Here is a 21,375-nt window from a genome sequence, read left to right as displayed (position 1 = left end):
GGTAATCATTCTTCCGAAAAATTCAGATAAATCAGGGTGCTATTGTCTGAATACTCACCTCGCAACCTCCACCTTTTCCGAAAAACCGCCGGATACAGACTGTTACCCATTACATCCCGGCTTCGTTTTACAACAATTGCTCGTTCGTTTATGGCAATAAGGTAGTGGCGAATAATGAAGCAAAAAGCATTATGGATTAACCAGATAAAAGGGCTGTGTATCTGCCTGGTGGTTATCTATCATTCGGTTATCACGTTTTATCCGCATCTGATCGGGCTACAACACCCGCTCTCCGGCCTTCTCGCCAAATGCTGGGTCTATTTTAACCTCTATCTCGCACCGTTTCGTATGCCGGTCTTCTTCTTTATCTCCGGCTATCTGATCCGTCGTTATATTGACGAAGTGGACTGGCGAACCAGTCTCGACAAGCGGATCTGGAGCATTGTCTGGGTCCTGGCGCTGTGGGGCGTTCTGCAATGGCAGGCGTTGACCCACCTGAACGCCTGGCTGGCGCCCGAGCGTGAGCTTGCCACCGCGTCGAACGCGGCCTACGCCGAGTCTCTCTCAGGATTTGTACGGGGTATGCTCACCGCCAGCACCAGCCTGTGGTATCTGTATGCCCTGGTGGTCTACTTCACGCTGTGTAAACTGCTGAGCCGCTGGAAGCTGCCGGTTCTGGGACTGCTGGCGCTGGCGAGCATCGCGATTAACTTCATGCCGCTGCCGTGGTGGGGGATGAACAGCGTGGTCCGCAACATGATCTACTACAGCCTCGGGGCGTGGTATGGCGCAGCGCTGATGGCGTGGATGAAAAGCGTCAACCTGCGCCGCATCTGGCTGGCAACCGGGGCTTTCGCCGCCGTCTCCGTGGTGCTGTGGTTTGCTAACGTTCCGCTGCTGCTCTCATTGCTGTCGATTGTGTTGATCATGAAGCTGTTCTACAGCCTTGAGCAGCGCTACGCCGTTAACCCGAACAATCTGCTGAACGTGATTGGCTCCAATACCATTGCGATTTATACCACCCACCGCATCCTGATTGAGGCCTTTAGCCTGTTCCTGATTGGCGAAATGAATGCCGCCTCGTGGCCGGTCTGGGCAGAGCTCACCCTGGTGCTGGTCTACCCGTTTGCCAGCCTGCTTATCTGTACCCTTGCCGGGCTCGGAGTGCGTAAAATCTCCACCGCGCTGTTTGGGGACGTGTTCTTCTCTCCTCCGTCTACGCTAACCCTGTCACCTTCAACGCGTTAATGCCCTCTCCGCCCCCGTTTCGGGGGCGTTTAGCCCTGCCGTGCGGTTACGATTTGCTTATGTAAAACGATCGAGGATAATAAAGACATTGCGTATCAGTGATATGCCCCAATACTGTTGGTATATCCATAAGAGACTCTGACATAGCCATGCCTGAACACTATCGTTATTCCTTGCCTGTCAAAGCGGGCGACCAGCGCCAGCTGGGTGAACTCACGGGCGCGGCGTGCGCCACGCTGGTGGCGGAAATCGCCGAGCGTCACCCAGGCCCGGTGATTCTGGTTGCCCCGGATATGCAAAACGCCCTGCGCCTGCACGACGAAATTCGCCAGTTCACCGATAGCCTGGTATTCAGCCTGGCCGACTGGGAGACGCTGCCGTATGACAGCTTCTCTCCGCATCAGGAGATTATCTCCTCGCGCCTGTCGACGCTCTATCAGCTGCCGACCATGCAGCGCGGCGTGCTGATTGTGCCGGTGAACACCCTGATGCAGCGCGTCTGTCCGCACAGCTATCTGCACGGTCACGCGCTGGTGATGAAAAAGGGCCAGCGTCTGTCCCGTGATGCCCTGCGCGCGCAGCTTGACGGTGCCGGCTATCGCCACGTCGACCAGGTGATGGAGCACGGGGAATACGCGACCCGCGGCGCGCTGCTTGACCTTTACCCGATGGGCAGCGACCAGCCGTATCGTCTGGATTTCTTTGATGATGAAATCGACAGCCTGCGCGTATTCGACGCTGACACGCAGCGCACGCTGGAGGAAGTAGAGTCCATCAATTTACTACCCGCGCATGAGTTCCCAACGGACAAAACCGCTATCGAGCTGTTCCGCAGCCAGTGGCGCGATAAGTTCGAGGTGAAGCGCGACGCGGAACATATTTATCAGCAGGTCAGTAAAGGCACGCTTCCAGCCGGGATCGAATACTGGCAGCCGCTGTTCTTCAACGAGCCGCTGCCTGCCCTGTTCAGCTACTTCCCGGCGAATACGCTGATTGTCAACACCGGGGATATCGACGCCAGCGCCAGCCGCTTTGAGAGCGAAACCCGCGCGCGCTTTGAAAACCGTGGCGTTGATCCGATGCGTCCGCTGCTGCCGCCGGAAGCGCTGTGGCTGCGCACCGACGAGCTCAACGCCGAGCTGAAGCGCTGGCCGCGCATGCAGCTGAAAACCGATTCGCTTGCCGATAAGGCCGCCAATACCAACCTCGCCTTCCGGACGCTGCCGGACCTGGCCGTTCAGGCGCAGCAGAAATCTCCGCTGGATAATCTGCGCAAGTTCCTGGAGTCATTCACCGGCCCGGTGGTGTTCTCCGTTGAGAGTGAAGGCCGCCGCGAAGCGTTAGGTGAGCTGCTGGGACGCATCAAAGTGGCGCCGAAGCGCATCCTGCGTCTGAGCGAAGCGACCGGAAACGGTCGTTACCTGATGATTGGCGCCGCCGAGCACGGGTTCATCGACACGCTCAACAACCTGGCGCTGATTTGCGAAAGCGACCTGCTGGGCGAGCGCGTCGCGCGTCGCCGTCAGGACAGCCGTCGGACCATCAACCCGGACACGCTGATCCGTAACCTGGCCGAGCTGCATCCCGGCCAGCCGATTGTTCACCTGGAACACGGCGTTGGGCGCTATCAGGGGATGACCACGCTGGAAGCGGGTGGCATCAAAGGTGAATACCTGATGCTGACCTACGCTAACGACGCCAAACTGTATGTTCCAGTATCGTCCCTGCATCTGATCAGCCGCTACGCGGGCGGTGCCGAAGAGAATGCGCCGCTGCACAAGCTGGGCGGCGACGCCTGGGCGCGCGCGCGCCAGAAGGCGGCGGAAAAAGTACGCGACGTGGCCGCCGAGCTGCTGGATATCTACGCCCAGCGCGCGGCCAAACAGGGCTTCGCCTTTAAGCACGATAAAGAACAGTACCAGTTGTTCTGCGACAGCTTCCCGTTTGAAACCACGCCGGATCAGGCCCAGGCCATCAACGCCGTGCTGAGCGACATGTGCCAGCCGCTGGCCATGGACCGCTTAGTCTGCGGCGACGTCGGCTTCGGCAAAACCGAAGTGGCGATGCGCGCCGCCTTCCTTGCGGTGGAAAACAACAAGCAGGTGGCGGTGCTGGTGCCGACCACCCTGCTCGCTCAGCAGCACTTCGATAACTTCCGCGACCGTTTCGCCAACTGGCCGGTACGTATCGAGATGCTCTCGCGTTTTCGCAGCACCAAAGAACAGACGCAGATCCTCGAACAGGCCAGCGAAGGCAAAATCGATATTCTGATCGGCACCCACAAGCTGCTGCAAAGCGACGTGAAGTGGAAAGATCTGGGGCTGCTGATCGTCGACGAAGAGCACCGCTTCGGGGTGCGTCATAAAGAGCGAATCAAAGCGATGCGCGCCGACGTCGATATCCTGACTCTGACCGCAACGCCAATCCCGCGAACCCTCAACATGGCGATGAGCGGCATGCGCGATCTGTCAATTATCGCCACGCCGCCTGCGCGCCGTCTGGCGGTGAAAACCTTTGTCCGCGAGTACGATAATCTGGTGGTGCGTGAGGCCATTCTGCGTGAAGTGCTGCGCGGAGGTCAGGTCTACTACCTCTACAATGACGTGGAAAACATCCAGAAAGCGGCGGACAGGCTGGCGGAGCTGGTGCCGGAAGCGCGCATCGCTATCGGTCACGGGCAGATGCGCGAGCGCGAGCTGGAGCGGGTAATGAACGACTTCCATCACCAGCGTTTTAACGTGCTGGTGTGTACCACCATCATTGAGACCGGGATCGACATTCCGACGGCAAACACCATCATCATTGAGCGTGCGGATCACTTTGGTCTGGCGCAGCTTCACCAGCTGCGCGGCCGCGTCGGGCGTTCGCACCATCAGGCCTACGCCTGGCTACTGACGCCGCATCCGAAAGCGATGACCACCGACGCGCAAAAGCGTCTGGAAGCCATCGCCTCGCTGGAAGACCTGGGCGCTGGCTTTGCGCTGGCGACGCACGATCTCGAGATCCGCGGTGCCGGCGAGCTGCTGGGTGAAGACCAGAGCGGCTCCATGGAGACCATCGGCTTCTCGCTCTATATGGAGCTGCTGGAGAACGCGGTTGATGCCCTGAAGGCCGGACGCGAGCCGTCGCTGGAAGATCTTACCAGCCAGCAGACCGAGGTCGAGCTGCGTATGCCTTCCCTGCTGCCGGACGATTTTATTCCGGACGTGAATACCCGACTGTCGTTCTACAAGCGCATCGCCAGCGCGAAGAAGGAAAACGAGCTGGAAGAGATCAAGGTGGAGCTGATTGACCGCTTTGGTCTGCTGCCCGATCCGGCGAGAAATTTGCTGGATATCGCGAGGCTGCGCCAGCAGGCGCAAAAGTTGGGGATCCGCAAGCTTGAAGGCAATGAAAAAGGCGGCGTGATTGAATTCGCCGAGAAGAATCACGTCAACCCGATGTGGCTGATCGGCCTGCTGCAAAAACAGCCGCAGCATTTCCGTCTGGATGGTCCAACACGTCTCAAATTTACCCAGGAACTGACGGAGCGCAAAACCCGTATGGACTGGGTGCGTAACTTTATGCGCCAGCTGGAAGAGAACGCGATCGCATAACCTCCCTTCCCCCTGTTAGCTGAGGAGTTTCATGTAGTTTATTAACCGGAAGCGATGAAAGTTGCTTCCGGGAATGAACAGCTTACAGCGCCCCCCTGGTCCGGCTGTAAATCGCTGAGGCGTTTCCTTGCAGGCCGGGGCGAGGCGCAGGGATGCGCCGGGAGGGCGGGCTTTACATGGACGTTGCCTCCGCCCGTCCCCGATAAGCCGGAAGGAATAAGCCGAGGGCACCGCGAAGCGGCGATTTACTGCCGGGAGCCCGGGTCACCAGGGTGGTGGCGATTGAGCCACCCTGGCTCGTTCACCGGTTATGTCGTTAAAGAGTAGCAAGGAACATGAAGTGAACGGAATGACCACCAGAGCCGTATGTTCCCCCTCACCCCAACCCTCTCCCTCAAGGGAGAGAGGGTCGTCCGTTCAGGCATTATTTTATGGGGATCCCTTCCCCCTGTTAGCCCGGCGCTACGGAGGGACAATTTACAAACTCTTTGCACTTCACCCGATCTTCCCGACATACCCATTCGCCATAATTATGTTTAACGTCTTATAAAACAATAACCTTATCATTTGCATGGATTATGGTGATGATGACCTCTTCGCGTTTTACCCGCTGGATGACCCTGTTGGCGCTGGCAGCCACCGTCGCGGTGGCGCTTCCCGCCCGGGCAAACACCTGGCCCCTTCCCCCTCCCGGCAGCAAGGTCGTGGGTGAAAACCGCTTTCATGTGGTTGAAAATAATGGCGGTTCGCTGGAAGCGATTGCCAAAAAATATAACGTCGGTTTTCTGGCCCTGCTGCAGGCGAACCCCGGCGTCGACCCGTATGTCCCGCGCGCGGGCAGCGTACTGACCATCCCGTTACAGACCATCCTGCCAGACGCCCCGCGCGAGGGGATGGTGATAAACCTCGCCGAGCTGCGCCTGTACTATTACCCGCCGGGTAAAAACGAAGTGACGGTCTACCCTATCGGTATTGGTCAGCTGGGCGGCGACACGCTGACGCCGACGATGGTCACCACCGTCTCGGATAAACGCGCGAATCCAACCTGGACCCCGACGGCCAACATTCGTGCCCGCTATAAGGCCCAGGGGATCGATCTTCCTGCTGTGGTTCCGGCAGGCCCGGATAACCCGATGGGGCACCACGCGATACGCCTCGCGGCATACGGCGGCGTCTACCTGCTGCACGGAACGAATGCGGACTTTGGCATCGGCATGCGCGTCAGCTCCGGCTGTATTCGTCTGCGCGATGACGATATCAAAACGCTGTTTAACGTCGTTACGCCGGGAACCAAAGTGAATATTATCAATACGCCGATTAAAGTTTCAGAGGAGCCCGGCGGCGTGCGGCTGGTTGAGATCCATCAGCCGTTATCGAAAAACATTGGCGACGATCCGCAGACGCTGCCCATTAACCTGAATGCCGCGATGGTAAGTTTCAAAACGAATGCGAATACCAACAGCGTGGTGATGGAGCGTGCGATGGAAGCCCGGTCAGGCATGCCGACCGATGTCACCCGGCATCACGATGTCGTCCCGCAGTCGATGTAAATCAGAAATAAAAAAACGCCCTGCTGAGCAGGGCGTTTTTTATTGCAGTGGCATAAATGAGGGTTTATGCACGGCTTATTTGTAGATGACCGCCGTGCCGTGAAGGGTGTTAGGACCGGTCACTGAGGTGATGCGGTAAGATTTTGCACCCATCTCTTGCGCTTTTTGCGCCAGCTGATCTTCCAGGGAACCCAGGTTAGTACCTGCAGACGCAGAGATTGTCCCGACTTTATGCTGGTCAGCAGGGGTGGATTGTACCTGTACAGCAGCAAAGCTTGCGAAAGAGAGTGAACTCAGGACAGCGGCAGCGATGAGAGTTTTTACGTTTTTCATGATGTTTACCTTTAGCAGATGAATTTGGAGGTCGTTAATCATTTAGTTAACGATCGATAGGTAAATCATAAATGTGATCCAGGTCACGCGTCAACATAATTTTATAACGAGCGTTAACTTAATTTTAAAATTGTTATTTTTCATACATATATGATTAATTTATTTTTAAGCATTCTGCACTGGTGGTGGGTTGCGTTTATTTTTATAATGGTCATTCACCAAACCAACAGAGGACCAACGGCAAATGACAACCGATGTCACGAGTTGTGCGAAGAAAAGCCGTGGCCGACCAAAAGTGTTTGACAGGGATGCAGCGCTTGATAAGGCCATGACTCTCTTCTGGCAACATGGGTATGAAGCAACCTCGCTTTCCGATCTGGTAGAAGCTACCGGAGCCAAAGCGCCGACGCTGTATGCCGAATTTACCAATAAAGAGGGACTGTTCAGGGCGGTGCTGGACAGATACATTTCGCGCTTTGCGGCGAAACACGAAGCCCAGCTGTTCTGCGAAGAGAAAAGCGTTGAACAGGCGCTTCGGGACTATTTCACCGCCGTCGCGACCTGTTTCACCAGTAAAGAGACGCCTGCGGGCTGCTTTATGATTAACACCTCTGCCACCCTTGCGGCGTCCTCTAAAGAGATTGCCAATACGGTGAAATCACGGCATGCCATGCAGGAGGAGACGCTCAGCGCATTTCTGGCGCAGCGTCAGCAGCGCGGTGAAATCCCCGCGCAATGCAACCCTCAGCTGCTGGCGCAATACCTGAGCTGTATTTTGCAGGGGATGTCGATCAGCGCCCGCGAAGGGGCCACGCTGGAAAAACTGCAGCATATTAGCGAAACCACGCTGCGGCTGTGGCCTGAGCTACTGAAAATCTGAAGCAAAAAAAAGCTCCTCAGCCTGAGCGCATGAGGAGCTAAATTCAGAGAACATCTTTTTTACACTTTGTTATTCAGAACCAGCTGGCCGTTTCCATCCAGTGGAATTTGCGTGCCCGGGTCTTTATCCATGCGGATTTTGCCCTGCTGATCGCCAATTTTGTACGTCACGTCATAGCCCAGCATTTTTTCCGACTTGTCATAGACGGTTTTACAGCGTTGCTGAGTCGTGGTGTAGGTATCATTATCCTGCATCGCGCCCTGCACCTGGTTACCGGCATAGCCGCCACCCAGCGCGCCGACCACGGTCGCCACGTCTTTACCCCGGCCGCCGCCAAACTGGTGACCAATTACGCCACCCGCTACCGCACCCAGAACAGAACCGGCAATGCGGTTTTCATCCTGCACCGGACGACGGTGCGTCACGGAGACGTTACGGCACTCCTGACGAGGCGTTTTTACGGTTTCTTTAATCGGTGTAGCAGAAACCACCTGTGCATACTGCGGGCCGCGATCTAATACGTTGAGACTGGCAACGGCAGCCACACCTAACGCAGCCGCGACGCCAATCCCTATACCCGCCAACATTGATTTATTCACGGGACTTCCTCCTTTGTTGCTATTGGTAACAATTTTGCAATGGAGGCACGGCTTCGCCAATAAGATAAAGGATCAAAAAAGGGGCGTTGAGAGGAGATATATTGTATTTAGGAGAACTCTTAAGCAGCCAAGCTGTGATCTACAGCATGAAATGCTAAAAACTCCCTCCGGAGGGCCCGGAGGGAGTGAAAGATTAGTGCAGCTTCAGACGCGGACGGATCACGCGGTTGATTCTGCCCACCAGCATCATCAGCCCGGTTTTGAAATAGCCGTGCAGCGCAATCTGGTGCATGCGGTACAGGGAGATATACACGAAGCGGGCAATGCGCCCTTCTACCATCATTGAGCCGCGCATCAGGTTGCCCATCAGGCTGCCGACGGTAGAGAAGTTTGACAATGACACCAGTGAACCGTGGTCTTTGTAGACATAGGCTTTCATTGGCTTGCCTTTGTACTGCGCCAGAATGTTGTGCAGCACCAGGCTTGCCATCTGGTGAGCGGCCTGCGCGCGCGGCGGCACGAATCCACCTTCAGGACGCGCGCAGGAGGCACAGTCACCGATGGCAAAGATTTCAGGATCGCGCGTGGTTTGCAGCGTTGGCTCGGTTACCAGCTGGTTAATGCGGTTGGTTTCCAGACCGCCGATCTCTTTCATAAAGTCAGGCGCTTTGATACCAGCCGCCCAGACCATCAGATCCGCTTTGATATACTCGCCGTCTTTGGTGTGCAGGCCGCCTTCGTCGGCGCTGGTCACCATGGTCTGCGTCAGCACCCGCACGCCCAGTTTGGTGAGCTCATTGTGCGCCGCACCGGAAATACGCGGAGGCAGCGCAGGCAGGATACGTTCACCGGCTTCAACCAGCGTGACGTTCAGCGCTTCGTTAGTTAACCCTTTGTAACCGTAGCTGTGCAGCTGCTTCACCGCATTGTGCAGCTCCGCTGACAGCTCAACGCCCGTCGCGCCGCCGCCGACAATGGCGATATTCACCTTACCGTTCGCACCCATATTGCTTGTGTACTTCAGGAACAGGTTCAGCATTTCCTGATGGAAACGACGCGCCTGGTGCGGGTTATCGAGGAAGATGCAGTGCTCTTTCACGCCCGGCGTGTTGAAGTCGTTAGAGGTACTGCCCAGCGCCATGACCAGCGTGTCGTACGCCAGTTTACGCTCGGGAACCAGCAGCTCCCCTTTTTCATCGCGCAGCTCTGCCAGGGTAATGGTTTTGCTTTCACGGTTGATGTCCACCACCGAGCCCAGCTGGAACTGGAAATGATGGTTGCGCGCGTGCGCCAGATAGCTGAGCGCGTCCACGCCCTCATCCAGAGAACCGGTCGCCACTTCGTGCAGCAGCGGTTTCCACAGGTGGCTGTGGTTACGATCCACCAGCGTAATTTTGGCTTTTTTACCGCGACCCAGCTTCTTGCCCAGCTGTGTAGCCAGCTCCAGCCCGCCAGCACCACCGCCTACAATCACTATCTTTTTCAATGGCGTAGTCAACGTGACCCCCTCAAATTATTAACCAATTGTTAATTAAAAGTTATAAAAATAACCCTTAATTAACAACAGGTTACAGCACTGAAACCATTCAGGTGCATTGAGAATACCACGTCAGGCGCATTGGTCATACCAAAATTGATATGCATCAAGTTTTGATGGCTTAAAAGTAGACAATTCTGGTCAAAAAGAAAGCCCGGCACGCTTTCGCGGCCGTGCTTTGATGCATGCGGGAAATTGATTAACCCAGCGTTTTAAACGCTTTGATACGCTGCAGATGCGGGGAGATGTTTTTGAACTTGTGGGTCTGTTCTTCGTCCCAGACGATCTCATAGTAATGATGCAGGAGCTCTGCTGCCCGATGGCTGTTGAGCGCTTCATCATTACGGGAAAGGATCACCAGGCAGCGGTCGCGGTTTTTCTCACGGAAGTTGCTCACGCACTTGGTCGCAATATCGACATACTCTTCCGGACGGTCAATTTTGCCTTCCATGTTCTCGTTCGGGAACAGGTTAGGATTGAACACCACCTGGCGAATGTCGCACAGGAAGCCAATCCGCTCCGCCCAGTAGCCGCCCAGCCCTACGCCGCAAATCAACGGGCGATCGTCGACGTTGAGCTGCAACATCTTGTCCACCTCTTTGAGCAGATGCTGCATATCATGCTTCGGATGACGCGTGCTGTAGCTGATCAACCGTACATCCGGATCGATAAACTGCAGCTGCAGCACCTTCTCATGATTGCCAGGACTGTTTGAGTCAAAACCGTGTAAATAGATGATCATCGTCTTCTCACCACGCTACGCCTTCCGGGAGGGTTTACAGGCTGGCTTTATGTGCCTGCCAGCGCTCATTCAGGTCTTCAAGCCGGGCGTTGACCGTCTTCCAGCGCGCCGAATCCATCAGCTCCTGACGGCTAAATGAACCTTTATGATACAATTGTGTAACACGCTCTGCATTGATCGGCGACAGGTTATCCAGCACGCTAACGGCACCTTTACGATTATTGCAGACCAGGATCATATCGCAACCTGCATCCAGCGATGCCTGACCGCGTTCAGCGTAGCTGCCCATGATCGCGGCCCCTTCCATCGACAAATCGTCAGAGAAAATCACGCCGTTGAAGCCCAGTTCCTGACGCAGAACGGTTTTCAGCCAGTGCGGAGAACCGCTGGCAGGACGCGGGTCGACGTCGCTGTAAATCACGTGCGCGGGCATAATGGCATCAAGCTTGTTATCGGTGATAAGCGACTGGAAAACTGACATATCTTTGGCGCGAATTTCCGCTTCCGGGCGCGGATCGCGCGGGGTCTCTTTGTGAGAATCCGCCATCACCGCCCCGTGACCCGGGAAGTGTTTCCCGGTGGTTTTCATGCCTGCGTCGTGCATGCCGTCGATGAACCGGGTCGCCATTGCCAGCGCAATACGCGGGTCTTCATGGTATGAGCGCTCGCCAATGGCAGCGCTGATATGCCCTACATCCAGCACCGGTGCAAAGCTGATGTCGATATCCATAGCAATCATTTCGCTGGCCATCAGCCAGCCGGCCTCCTGCGCCAGTTTTCCACCCTCTTCCGCGCCGAGCAGCGCAGCGAATGACTGGGCTGCCGGGAGGCGGGTAAAACCGTCGCGAAAACGCTGCACGCGCCCGCCTTCCTGATCGACGGCCACCACCAGATGGTTACGCGACGCGGCGCGGATCTGACGCACCAGCTCGCGCAGCTGCGCCGGATCGTGATAGTTGCGAGTAAACAGGATCAGGCCACCCACCAGCGGATGCGCCAGAATTTCACGCTCCTCCGCATCCAGCTCAAACCCTTCAACATCCAACATGACTGGACCCACATCCACCTCTCTTATCCTTTAGTTTGTAACTGACGCCAGGCATCGTCTGCCAGCGCAATAAATTGTTTGTCTCTGGACTGCCGGTAGCGCATTTCAAACCAGCCAGCCATTAACATGACGACCCAGGGTCGCCAGCGTCTGACCTGACGCCTCAGCGCGTCGGGGTCAATATGTGCCACCCGGGCGTATTCCCTGATGAGCATCTGCCGCGCGGCTTCACTCTCCGTCCAGACGGCCGCCAGCTCCAGCGCCACATCGCCATCTCCGGCATACTCCCAGTCGATAAGCCTGATCCCCGCTGGCGTATGAACAATATTCCCGGCATGAACATCCATGTGCAGCGGCGCGAGCCGAATCGGCTGCGGCTCGCCCGTTTTACGCAGCCGCTTAAGACGTGCCAGCCACACTGGAGTACGTCTGTCTGGCAGGGCTTGCTGCCAGTAATGTTCCAGCAGCGGGAATAACGTAATTCGCCATCCCAGACGTGGCTGCCGGTGCAGATGATACAGCACCGCCGCAAGCTCCGGCGTGTCCGGCAGCGCGCTTTTAACTTCACCGTCCAGATAGTCGACGGCCATCCAGCCCTGTCTGAAAAAACGAGGGGCAGGCACGAGATCCGCCGGAAGACGTCTCAGGGCACGAAACTGACGACGGAAATGGGAGGCAGGCGCGTCGGGGTCGTGATTTTGCCGCAAGACCAGACGTCGTTCGCCCTGTTCTATAATGCAACTCGCGCCGCCAAGCCCGGAATGGGCCTGCGGCGCGATAAGGCGGTACTGAGGAAAATAGCGCGTCAGAATCTCTTCACGCGTGCCGTCATTGTTGCGTAACCGCACCTTTACCTGACCAGATAATTTCGCCTGTCTGAACCAGCATCAGCTGCATCTGCAGGGCTGGGGTATTCACGTTACCGGTGGCGTTAGAGTAAAGCACATACTGCGCGCCAACGTTACGTGCAATGCCGATCGCCTTGCTGCGGGTACCGAGGCTATCCTGCGGCGACAGGCCCAGCTGCTGTTTGGCGACGGCGAGCTGCTGAGCCGAGACCAGCGTAAACTTGCCGTTGTTAGCCAGAGCATTACGCAGGGTTTCCGTGGCTTCACCCGCGTTCAGCGAACCGTTGGTACGGTTGTTCACGCTGTCGACCAGCAATACGCTGCCCGCCGTCACGCCCTGCGCCTGCAGCATTTTGCCTACCATCGGCTGCATCGCCCCGTTCCAGTCGTAATGGCGCACGCGCGGCGTGGGCTGTGACGTCTGGTCCGGATGTTCAATCGGGCCTGGCTGCGCCGGAATAGACGGTACAGACGGCACGGTTGGCTGCTGCTGCGTTGGCGGTGTCGGCTGTTCAGTACCCGGTTTAGCCTCTTCCACAGGCGCAGGCTGTTCAGTTCGGGTCACACACCCTGCAAGAAACAGAGCGAAAGCTGTCACGAGCGCATAGCGGCTCAAATTTTTAATCAAGGTTCACCCCTCAGAGATAAAGATAAAGTCTCACCTTATGCGCACCCAGATAGTTGGCGCTGCCATAGAGCGTTACCGACGACCTGGCCGGAATGGTGACGCTGCGCGGCGCCTCCAGCGGATGCATTTCAAGACCTCTTACGTCATACCAGAAAAAACGGTAGTGGACCGTCACCGGTTCATGTCTTTCATTAAAGAGCGTAGAGGAGGCAGATGAGTTGATTTCACTGATGGTCAACGCGGGCTGTTGCGCCGTGATGCCCGCGGCAAGCACGGAGGACTCCATGACCAGCGTCTGTTCATCATTCACGGGGATCGCCGGACGCGAGCTGCACCCCACAATCATCATCGCCATTACCAGCGCTGCAATACGCCCTTTCAGCATGTCAAAGACCTTTATGTGCCAGCATCGGCCCCAGAGGACGTCCACCCAGCAGATGCATGTGAATATGATAAACTTCCTGGCCACCATGGCGGTTGCAGTTCATGATCAGACGGTAACCGTCTTCTGCAATCCCTTCCTGTTCAGCGATTCTGGCAGCCACAGTCAGCATACGACCTAACGCCACTTCATGCTCGGTTTTTACGTCGTTTACAGTCGGAATCAGAATATTGGGAATGATAAGGATGTGCGTCGGGGCCTGAGGGGAAATGTCCCGGAAAGCCGTCACCAGTTCATCCTGATAGACGATATCCGACGGGATTTCGCGGCGGATAATTTTACTGAAAATCGTTTCTTCAGCCATGACCTTTTCCTTTTTTGTTTAATCTGGCGCAATGCGTCCGCTGTAAACACACTCCCGGGATCGGTGTGTGACACAATCCAAGAGTATGAGCGAGTTTCTCCTGTCCTTTCAACCTCCTCCCTCGATTTCTTTCCTGAATGTTCATCAGCTGACTGAAGAGTGACCGCTCTCGCGTCTCAGTGGCGTTTTTTAAGACACAAATAAAAAAGGCAGCCATTCGGCTGCCTTAGTCTCCCCAGGTCACAACTTAGTTGCTGCGGATGTACTCATCCATTTCGGTTTTCAGGTTATCGGATTTGGTACCGAAGATTGCCTGTACACCAGAACCTGCAACAACTACGCCCGCTGCGCCCAGTTTTTTCAGACCCGGCTGGTCTACTTTCGCTACGTCGGCAACGCTCACACGCAGACGAGTGATGCACGCGTCCAGGTTAGTGATGTTCTCTTTACCGCCGAACGCTGCGACCAGTGCCGGAGCCATTTCGCTGGTAGCGCCAGCTTTGCTGTCTTCTGTCGCATCTTCACGACCCGGAGTTTTCAGGTCCAGTGCTTTAATCAGCACGCGGAAGATGGTGTAGTAAACAACGGCATAGCACGCACCCACGATTGGGAACAGCCACAGTTTGCTGCTGTTACCGGACAGAACGATGAAGTCGATCAGACCGTGAGAGAAGGACGTACCGTCACGCATACCCAGCAGGATACAGATTGGGAACGCCAGGCCCGCCAGAATCGCGTGGATAACGTACAGGATCGGCGCAACGAACATGAAGGAGAACTCGATCGGCTCGGTGATACCGGTCAGGAACGAGGTCAGCGCTGCGGAGATCATGATACCGCCCACTTTTGCACGGTTCTCTGGCTTAGCAGAGTGCCAGATAGCAATCGCAGCTGCTGGCAGACCGTACATTTTGAACAGGAAGCCACCAGACAGTTTACCTGCAGTTGGGTCGCCCGCCATGTAACGTGGGATATCGCCGTGGAATACCTGACCTGCTGCGTTGGTGAATTCACCAATCTGCATCTGGAATGGAACGTTCCAGATGTGGTGCAGACCGAATGGCACCAGGCAACGCTCGATGAAGCCGTAGATACCAAACGCCACAACCGGGTTCTGGTAAGCAGCCCACTGAGAGAAGGTCTGGATAGCAGAGCCGATTGGTGGCCAGATGAAGGACAGGATCACGCCAGTGAAAATCGCTGCCAGACCAGAGATGATCGGAACGAAACGCTTGCCCGCGAAGAAGCCCAGATACTCAGGCAGCTTGATGCGATAGAAGCGGTTAAACATATACGCTGCAATCGCACCGGAGATGATACCGCCCAGAACACCGGTGTCCGCCAGGTGTTTCGCGGCGATCTCTTCTGCCGGTAAATGCAGAACCAGCGGCGCAACCACAGCCATGGTTTTCACCATGATGCCGTAGGCAACCACTGCAGCCAGCGCAGAAACGCCGTCGTTATTGGTGAAGCCCAGAGCCACACCGATCGCGAAGATCAGTGGCATGTTAGCAAAGACAGAACCGCCTGCTTCGGCCATCACGTGGGACACTACGGCTGGCAGCCAGCTGAAGTTAGCAGAACCGACACCCAGCAGGATACCTGCGATAGGCAGTACGGATACTGGCAGCATCAGCGATTTACCGACCTTTTGCAGGTTAGCAAATGCATTCTTAAACATAATTGAGAGTGCTCCTGAGTATTTGTGCTTTTTTTACGCTTTCACGCATTGGCCCGGGGGGAGTACCGTGCCGTGGACAGGACATCTAAGCGCCCTTTATTTATTACACAGAGTAAAATAATTCCCTCTGAGTTTGTTTGACGGCTATCACGTTTCAGCTTAAGGCGGTCGAAAAACTTTCAGTTATTTACAAAAAGCATGTCCGGATGTGTCTAAATACACACTCACCGCCCCAAATGAGGCGGTGAACTTTACTCGCTTTACTTATTAATTACGAGCCTAAAAAAAACAGGTGTATCAAACAGATTGCAGGCGGGCGGGGTCGATATGGAACAGCGTGGAGAAGTTTTCCGTCGTCACGCGGGCCAGCTCATCAATGCTGACGCCCTTCAGTACGGCCATGTACTCAGCCACATCTCTCGTCATAGCGGGCTGGTTCTCTTTACCGCGATGCGGTACCGGTGCCAGGTACGGAGAATCCGTCTCCACCAGAATGCGATCGAGCGGAACATAACGTGCAGCATCACGCAGCTGCTCAGCGTTACGGAACGTCACGATCCCCGAAAACGAGATATAAAACCCCAAATCAAGCAGCTTCCCCGCCGTTTCTCTGTCTTCTGTGAAACAGTGTAGTACGCCACCGCAATCCGTCACGTTTTCTTCCTGTAGGATAGCCAGGGTATCCGCACGCGCATCGCGGGTGTGGACGATAACCGGCTTGTTCAGTTCCCGGCCAATGCGAATATGGTTGCGGAAGGACTCCTGCTGGCGCGGTTTGGTTTCCGGCGTGTAAAAATAGTCCAGCCCGGTCTCGCCCATCGCTACCACGCCCTCTTCGGCTGCCAGTCGGCGCAGTTCCTCAACGTCGTAGGCCTCGTCCTGATTCAGCGGGTGCACGCCGCAGGAGAACACCACGTTATCGCGAACGCCCACCAGCTCACGCATGGAGCGGTAGCCCGGCAGCGTCGTCGCCACCGCAAGACAGAATTTCACATCGCGGGCAGCGGCTTTTGCCAGCACGTCATCCACGTTTTTATGCAGGGATTGATAATCCAGGCCATCAAGATGGCAGTGTGAGTCGACTAAAAACATAATGTCTCTCTCAGAGATGGGAAACTGGCGGTGTGACGCCGGGTTGCAGGTAATGTTCGATACGCAGTAACTGGTCGGTCAGTAAAAGCTCGCGATTAAGACCCGTTACGGTTAAAAGCTGTTCACGGCTCTGGCAGATGTCATGGAGCATCGCGTGAAGAACCGTCCCTGAGAGCCGGTTCGCCAGCGTATTCACCAGCGTCAACGCGTCCGGGTTAGTCAGAAGCGTTGCACCTTGCTGGATTTTGAGCGCATCCAGCAGTAGGGAGGCCAGCCAGTGCAGACGATCAACGGCCCGATCGCTGTTAAGCGCAGGCAGTAAACTTAGCCAGTCCTGACTGTTCAGTGAGACATCCAGGGCCCGGCAGAGCGTTTCTCGCTCTGACCAGACGTCAGGCTGCAGTAGTGCCAGCGCCGCCGCGGGCGCGCCGCTGCTCAGGCGCAAGGCGGACAGCGCGCTTTCAGGTGACGTTGTCACCTCTCGTTCAAGCCAGCTCAGCGCCCACGATTCCTGAGGTACTGCAAGGTGATGAAGACGACAACGGCTGCGCAACGTCGCCAGTAATCGTCCCGGGTCACGACATGAGAGGAAAAACCACGTTTTAACCGGCGGCTCTTCCAGGGTTTTAAGCAGGGCGTTAGCCGCCGCCTCGGTAAGCAGCGTGGCGTCTTTAAGCCAGACCACTTTAGCGCCGCCCAGTCGCGCGTGTTCATACAATTTTTCACTGACTTCACGCACGGCATCGATACCGAGCGCGCTTTTACCCTTCTCAGGCTCAAGGGTGTAGTAGTCAGGATGCGTCCCCGCCTGCATGAGCTGGCAGCCACGGCATTTACCACAGCTCTTGTGCCCTTCCGGCTGCTGACACATCAGAAAACGGGTGATGGCATAAATCAGCGCATCATCACCCATCCCTGGCAATGCCTGAATCAGTAACGCATGATGCCCCCGACCTGCCTGATAGCTGCCGATCAGCTGTTCAAAGTGTGGGCGCAACCATGGATACCATTTCATGCCTGCTGCTCCTGCACCCACTGCGTAATGGTGTGCTGAATGTCGCGCGTGACGTCGTCCAGGGACTGCGTCGCATCGATGGTACAAATTGAGCTGTCCTGTGCGGCCAGCTCAAGATAGCGTGCACGAGTGCGGTTAAAGAAATCAAACGACTCTTGTTCAATGCGGTCCAGCTCGCCACGCGCGCGGGCACGTTTGAGACCCACTTCCGGGGTCACATCCAGATAAAGCGTCAGGTCGGGGCGAAAATCACCCAATACGGCATTACGCAGCGTTGCCAGCATTGTCTGGTCGATGCCGCGTCCTCCGCCCTGATACGCCTGAGTCGACAGATCGTGACGGTCGCCGATCACCCACTTGCCCTCGGCCAGGGCGGGTTTGATCACCGTCTCAACCAGCTGAACGCGCGCCGCGTAGAACATCAGCACTTCGGCTTTGTCAGTGATAACTTCGTCGCCGACGGATTTGATATCCAGTACCAGGCTGCGCAGCTTTTCAGCCAGCTGCGTGCCGCCCGGCTCGCGGGTAAATACCATGTCCGCCACGCCAAGCGCTTTGAGCGTATCCACCACCACGTTGCGGGCGGTGGTTTTACCCGCCCCTTCGAGTCCCTCAATGACAATGTATTTACTGCGCATTTTTTTCCTTAAGTGCCTTCAGATAGTCCTGAACAGAGCGATTGTGGCTGGCAAGGTTGGTGTTAAAGGTATGCCCCCCTTTTCCATCAGCCACAAAATAGAGATACGGTGTTTTAGCCGGATGCGCGGCGGCTTTAAGCGACGCCTCGCTCGGCGTGGCAATCGGGCCCGGCGGTAAACCGCTAATCACGTAGGTATTATACGCCGTTGGCGTCTCCAGATCTTTTCTTGAGATCTTGCCGGTATAGCTCTCACCCATGCCGTAGATTACGGTAGGGTCGGTTTGCAAACGCATGCCGATGCGCAGACGGTTGATAAATACTGACGCCACCCGATCGCGCTCAGCAGCGACGGCCGTCTCTTTCTCGATGATCGAGGCCATGGTGACGAACTGGTTCGGATCGCTGTAAGGCAATCCTTCCATCCGCCCTTCCCAGGCGGCATCTACGGCGGCAACCATTTTTTTGTGCGCCCGCTTCAGGATAGCCACATCGGTCGTGCCTGCCGTGTACATCCAGGTGTCTGGCCAGAACCAGCCTTCCACCCATTCCGGATGTTCAAACTTCAGCGCTTCTGCCACCGTCTGATAGCTATCGTCTTTTAAGGTATGTTTGATATACGGCGCGTCACGCAGCTGTTTAAGGTAATCGCTCAGGCGCATCCCTTCCACAAACCGCAGTGGGAACTGGGCTTCTTTACCGCTTTCCAGCAGCTGCAGCATCTCTCTGACGGTCATTCCCGGCGTAAAGCGATAGGTACCTGCTTTGAAATGTGACAGCTCAGGTTCCACGCGCAATAGCCACTGGAATACGCGTGGACGATTAATAATCTTGTCGCCATAGAGCTGTTCCCCAAGCGCCTGACGGCCGGTTCCCGCTTTCAGGGTAAAGATCGTTTCCTCTTTAACCAGGATCTTGCTGTTCGCCAGCTGGCGAACTTTCCATACGCCTGCTCCGCCGGCGACGCCCAGCGCAACGATGAGGATAAGGACAACGCGCAACATTTTTTTCATGACTATCTGGTTTGCTCACATATCGGGGCTAAAAACTGAAACAGCTCGCGTGAAGACCAGCGTTGTTGGCCATACGCACGGACGGGTACAACAGGCATAAGCGCATTGCAGATGATGACTTCATCGGCGTTCTGTAGCGCTGCTTCTCCTGCGCTAACTTCGACAACGCGAAAGCCAGAGCGTGCCAGCTGTTGCAGACAAAACTGACGCATTAACCCATTTACGCCAGCGTGTTCCAGCGACGGAGTGAACACCTCTTCCCCCTGCCGCCAGAGTAAATTAGCCGCACAGCATTCCGTAATAACCCCTTCGCTGTCAAGAACCAGCGCCTCATCGGCGTCCGTCTGTTCAAGATGAGTACGAATGAGCACCTGCTCGAGGCGATTGAGATGCTTAAGCCCGGCCAGCATCGGGTTTCGTCCCAGTCGTACTGGGCTCAGCGTCAGCGTGATGCCCTCTTCTCGCCAGCGAGTGTAATGCGCGGGATAAGCAGAAACGGAGAGAATACGCGTAGGGTTGATACACGATGCGGCGCTGTAACCCCGGCCACCACTGCCGCGGCTGATGATGACTTTGAGTACGCCGCTGTCCTTCCCATTTGCCAGCTGGCACATTTCCTGGCGCAACGTGTCCCAGTGCGTAAAGGGGATCATGAGCTTTTCGCAGCCATGCTGCAGGCGTCGAATGTGCGCCTCCAGCAGGCAGACATCGCCATCCAGAATGCGCGCCGTCGTAAAGCAACCATCACCGAACTGTATCGCCCTGTCGCTGGCAGGCAGCGTGTCCTGCTCAAGGCCATTGATTAAAAACATGGTGGCTCCTTATGCGTGGGCATTTAGTCTGGCAGGATGTCATGCAGCCGACAAGAAGATTAGGCTTAATAAAAAAGGCCCGGCAAGCGGACCTTTTTAAATGCTATCGGGACGTCAGGATCAGATCTTTTTGAAGATCAGAGAGCCGTTGGTGCCGCCGAAGCCGAAGGAGTTACACAGGGTGTACTCCATACCGCTAACCTGACGCGCTTCGTGAGGAACGAAGTCCAGATCGCAACCTTCATCCGGGTTATCCAGGTTGATGGTTGGCGGAACAGCCTGATCGCGCAGCGCAAGGATGGAGTAGATTGACTCTACTGCACCCGCCGCACCCAACAGGTGACCGGTCATGGACTTGGTGGAGCTCACCATTACGCGGCTGGCAGATTCGCCGAAGATAGACTTAACCGCCTGAGCTTCAGCTTTATCGCCTGCAGGTGTAGAAGTACCGTGCGCGTTCACGTAGCCAATTTGTGCTGGGGTAATACCCGCATCACGAATCGCGTTTTCCATCGCCAGCGCAGCACCCGCGCCGTTCTCAGGAGGAGACGTCATGTGGTAAGCATCGCTGCTCATGCCAAAACCAACGATTTCAGCATAAATTTTCGCGCCGCGTTTTTTCGCGTGTTCGTACTCTTCCAGTACGATCATGCCCGCCCCGTCGCCCAGCACGAAGCCGTCACGGTCTTTATCCCACGGACGGCTCGCCGCCTGCGGGTTATCATTGCGGGTAGACAGCGCACGCGCCGCACCAAAACCGCCGACACCCAGTGGGGTACTGGCTTTTTCAGCACCGCCCGCAACCATAGCATCTGCATCGCCGTACGCAATAATGCGCGCGGCCTGGCCGATGTTATGTACGCCAGACGTACAGGCAGTCGCGATTGAAATGCTTGGCCCACGCAGGCCGAACATGATGGTCAGGTGACCCGCCACCATGTTAACAATCGTGGACGGAACGAAGAACGGGCTGATCTTACGCGGGCCACCATTCATCAGAGATGTATGGTTTTCCTCGATCAGGCCAAGACCGCCAATCCCGGAGCCGATAGCGGCGCCAATACGGGTTGCGTTCTCTTCCGTAATCACAAGGCCAGAATCCTGCATGGCCTGAACGCCAGCGACAATTCCATATTGAATGAAGGCATCCATCTTGCGCTGTTCTTTGCGCGAGATGATCTCTTCACAGTTAAAATCCTTTACTAAGCCAGCAAATTTCGTTGCATAGGCGCTAGTATCGAAATGGTCGATTAGGCTGATGCCGCTCTGACCGGCAAGGAGAGCTTTCCAGGTGGACTCTACGGTATTGCCGACAGGAGACAACATGCCAAGTCCGGTCACAACTACACGACGCTTAGACACGTTTGTCC

Annotated in this window: 20 protein-coding genes; 4 read left to right on the top strand and 16 right to left on the bottom strand. The window is 56.0% G+C overall.

Annotation, left to right across the window (positions count from 1 at the left end; all coding sequences use genetic code 11):
* Positions 1-174 precede the first annotated feature (174 nt).
* From NWV12_RS08205 to NWV12_RS08195, 3 genes are all read left to right on the top strand, one after another.
* Positions 175-1,248 (top strand): acyltransferase family protein, encoded by a 1,074-nt coding sequence (locus NWV12_RS08205; protein ID WP_048979227.1) that lies wholly within the window; start codon positions 175-177, stop codon positions 1,246-1,248.
* Between the two features lie 149 nt (positions 1,249-1,397).
* Positions 1,398-4,844 carry a transcription-repair coupling factor gene (gene mfd, locus NWV12_RS08200; protein WP_023311167.1) on the top strand — a complete coding sequence of 1,149 codons (3,447 nt, stop codon included), beginning with the start codon at positions 1,398-1,400 and terminating at the stop codon, positions 4,842-4,844.
* Between the two features lie 584 nt (positions 4,845-5,428).
* Positions 5,429-6,394: a L,D-transpeptidase family protein gene (locus NWV12_RS08195; protein WP_033145220.1), complete on the top strand. Its 966-nt coding sequence runs from the start codon at positions 5,429-5,431 to the stop codon at positions 6,392-6,394.
* A 75-nt stretch (positions 6,395-6,469) separates the two neighbouring features.
* Here the strand turns inward: NWV12_RS08195 and bhsA are convergent, their stop codons facing one another.
* Positions 6,470-6,727, bottom strand: a complete 258-nt coding sequence (gene bhsA / locus NWV12_RS08190) for a multiple stress resistance protein BhsA (protein ID WP_023616599.1) — start codon at positions 6,725-6,727, stop codon at positions 6,470-6,472.
* A 244-nt stretch (positions 6,728-6,971) separates the two neighbouring features.
* Here bhsA and NWV12_RS08185 point away from each other — a divergent pair, with 244 nt between their 5' ends.
* Entirely contained in the window at positions 6,972-7,607 is a 636-nt protein-coding gene (locus tag NWV12_RS08185; protein WP_029739866.1) for a TetR/AcrR family transcriptional regulator, read from the top strand.
* Between the two features lie 59 nt (positions 7,608-7,666).
* Here the strand turns inward: NWV12_RS08185 and NWV12_RS08180 are convergent, their stop codons facing one another.
* The 15 genes from NWV12_RS08180 to fabF all read right to left on the bottom strand — a co-directional run bounded on the left by NWV12_RS08180 (position 7,667) and on the right by fabF (position 21,367).
* Positions 7,667-8,206, bottom strand: coding sequence for a glycine zipper 2TM domain-containing protein (locus tag NWV12_RS08180; protein ID WP_008500779.1), 540 nt, complete (start codon positions 8,204-8,206; stop codon positions 7,667-7,669).
* A 193-nt stretch (positions 8,207-8,399) separates the two neighbouring features.
* Positions 8,400-9,704, bottom strand: a complete 1,305-nt coding sequence (locus NWV12_RS08175; RefSeq protein ID WP_023335290.1) for an NAD(P)/FAD-dependent oxidoreductase — start codon at positions 9,702-9,704, stop codon at positions 8,400-8,402.
* 238 nt (positions 9,705-9,942) lie between these two features.
* Positions 9,943-10,485: an alpha/beta hydrolase YcfP gene (ycfP, locus tag NWV12_RS08170; RefSeq protein ID WP_008500781.1), complete on the bottom strand. Its 543-nt coding sequence runs from the start codon at positions 10,483-10,485 to the stop codon at positions 9,943-9,945.
* A gap of 34 nt (positions 10,486-10,519) precedes the next feature.
* Positions 10,520-11,545 (bottom strand): beta-N-acetylhexosaminidase, encoded by a 1,026-nt coding sequence (nagZ, locus tag NWV12_RS08165; protein ID WP_048979237.1) that lies wholly within the window; start codon positions 11,543-11,545, stop codon positions 10,520-10,522.
* A gap of 11 nt (positions 11,546-11,556) precedes the next feature.
* On the bottom strand, positions 11,557-12,381 hold the full coding sequence (gene thiK / locus NWV12_RS08160) for a thiamine kinase (protein WP_048979226.1): 825 nt from the start codon (positions 12,379-12,381) through the stop codon (positions 11,557-11,559).
* Positions 12,362-13,009 carry a penicillin-binding protein activator LpoB gene (gene lpoB, locus NWV12_RS08155; protein ID WP_023311160.1) on the bottom strand — a complete coding sequence of 216 codons (648 nt, stop codon included), beginning with the start codon at positions 13,007-13,009 and terminating at the stop codon, positions 12,362-12,364. The genes thiK and lpoB overlap by 20 nt, the downstream gene beginning before the upstream one ends.
* Before the next feature lie 10 nt (positions 13,010-13,019).
* Entirely contained in the window at positions 13,020-13,394 is a 375-nt protein-coding gene (locus NWV12_RS08150; RefSeq protein WP_023311159.1) for a YcfL family protein, read from the bottom strand.
* A 1-nt stretch (position 13,395) separates the two neighbouring features.
* The gene (gene hinT / locus NWV12_RS08145) at positions 13,396-13,755 is read right to left on the bottom strand and encodes a purine nucleoside phosphoramidase (protein ID WP_033145218.1); all 360 of its coding nucleotides are present in this window, start codon (positions 13,753-13,755) and stop codon (positions 13,396-13,398) included.
* A 247-nt stretch (positions 13,756-14,002) separates the two neighbouring features.
* A complete protein-coding gene (gene ptsG / locus NWV12_RS08140; protein ID WP_023311158.1) occupies positions 14,003-15,436 on the bottom strand; it encodes a PTS glucose transporter subunit IIBC in 1,434 nt (477 codons plus the stop codon).
* Between the two features lie 297 nt (positions 15,437-15,733).
* Positions 15,734-16,528, bottom strand: a complete 795-nt coding sequence (locus tag NWV12_RS08135) for a metal-dependent hydrolase (protein ID WP_048979225.1) — start codon at positions 16,526-16,528, stop codon at positions 15,734-15,736.
* Positions 16,529-16,538: 10 nt separating this feature from the next.
* Positions 16,539-17,543, bottom strand: coding sequence for a DNA polymerase III subunit delta' (gene holB, locus NWV12_RS08130; protein ID WP_048979224.1), 1,005 nt, complete (start codon positions 17,541-17,543; stop codon positions 16,539-16,541).
* Positions 17,540-18,181, bottom strand: a complete 642-nt coding sequence (tmk, locus tag NWV12_RS08125) for a dTMP kinase (RefSeq protein ID WP_023311155.1) — start codon at positions 18,179-18,181, stop codon at positions 17,540-17,542. Before tmk ends, holB begins: the two co-directional genes overlap by 4 nt.
* Positions 18,171-19,193 carry a cell division protein YceG gene (gene yceG / locus NWV12_RS08120; RefSeq protein WP_048979223.1) on the bottom strand — a complete coding sequence of 341 codons (1,023 nt, stop codon included), beginning with the start codon at positions 19,191-19,193 and terminating at the stop codon, positions 18,171-18,173. Before yceG ends, tmk begins: the two co-directional genes overlap by 11 nt.
* A gap of 2 nt (positions 19,194-19,195) precedes the next feature.
* The gene (gene pabC / locus NWV12_RS08115) at positions 19,196-20,005 is read right to left on the bottom strand and encodes an aminodeoxychorismate lyase (protein WP_048979222.1); all 810 of its coding nucleotides are present in this window, start codon (positions 20,003-20,005) and stop codon (positions 19,196-19,198) included.
* Between the two features lie 120 nt (positions 20,006-20,125).
* Complete coding sequence (gene fabF, locus NWV12_RS08110; RefSeq protein WP_024909028.1) at positions 20,126-21,367, bottom strand: beta-ketoacyl-ACP synthase II; 1,242 nt, start codon at positions 21,365-21,367, stop codon at positions 20,126-20,128.
* Positions 21,368-21,375 lie beyond the last annotated feature (8 nt).

It is taken from the genome of Enterobacter sp. Crenshaw (assembly GCF_024734705.1).
Taxonomy (GTDB): Bacteria; Pseudomonadota; Gammaproteobacteria; order Enterobacterales; family Enterobacteriaceae; genus Enterobacter; species Enterobacter asburiae_B.
Note: the sequence above shows the minus strand (reverse complement) of the source record. Positions and strands in the feature narration are given on the sequence as shown.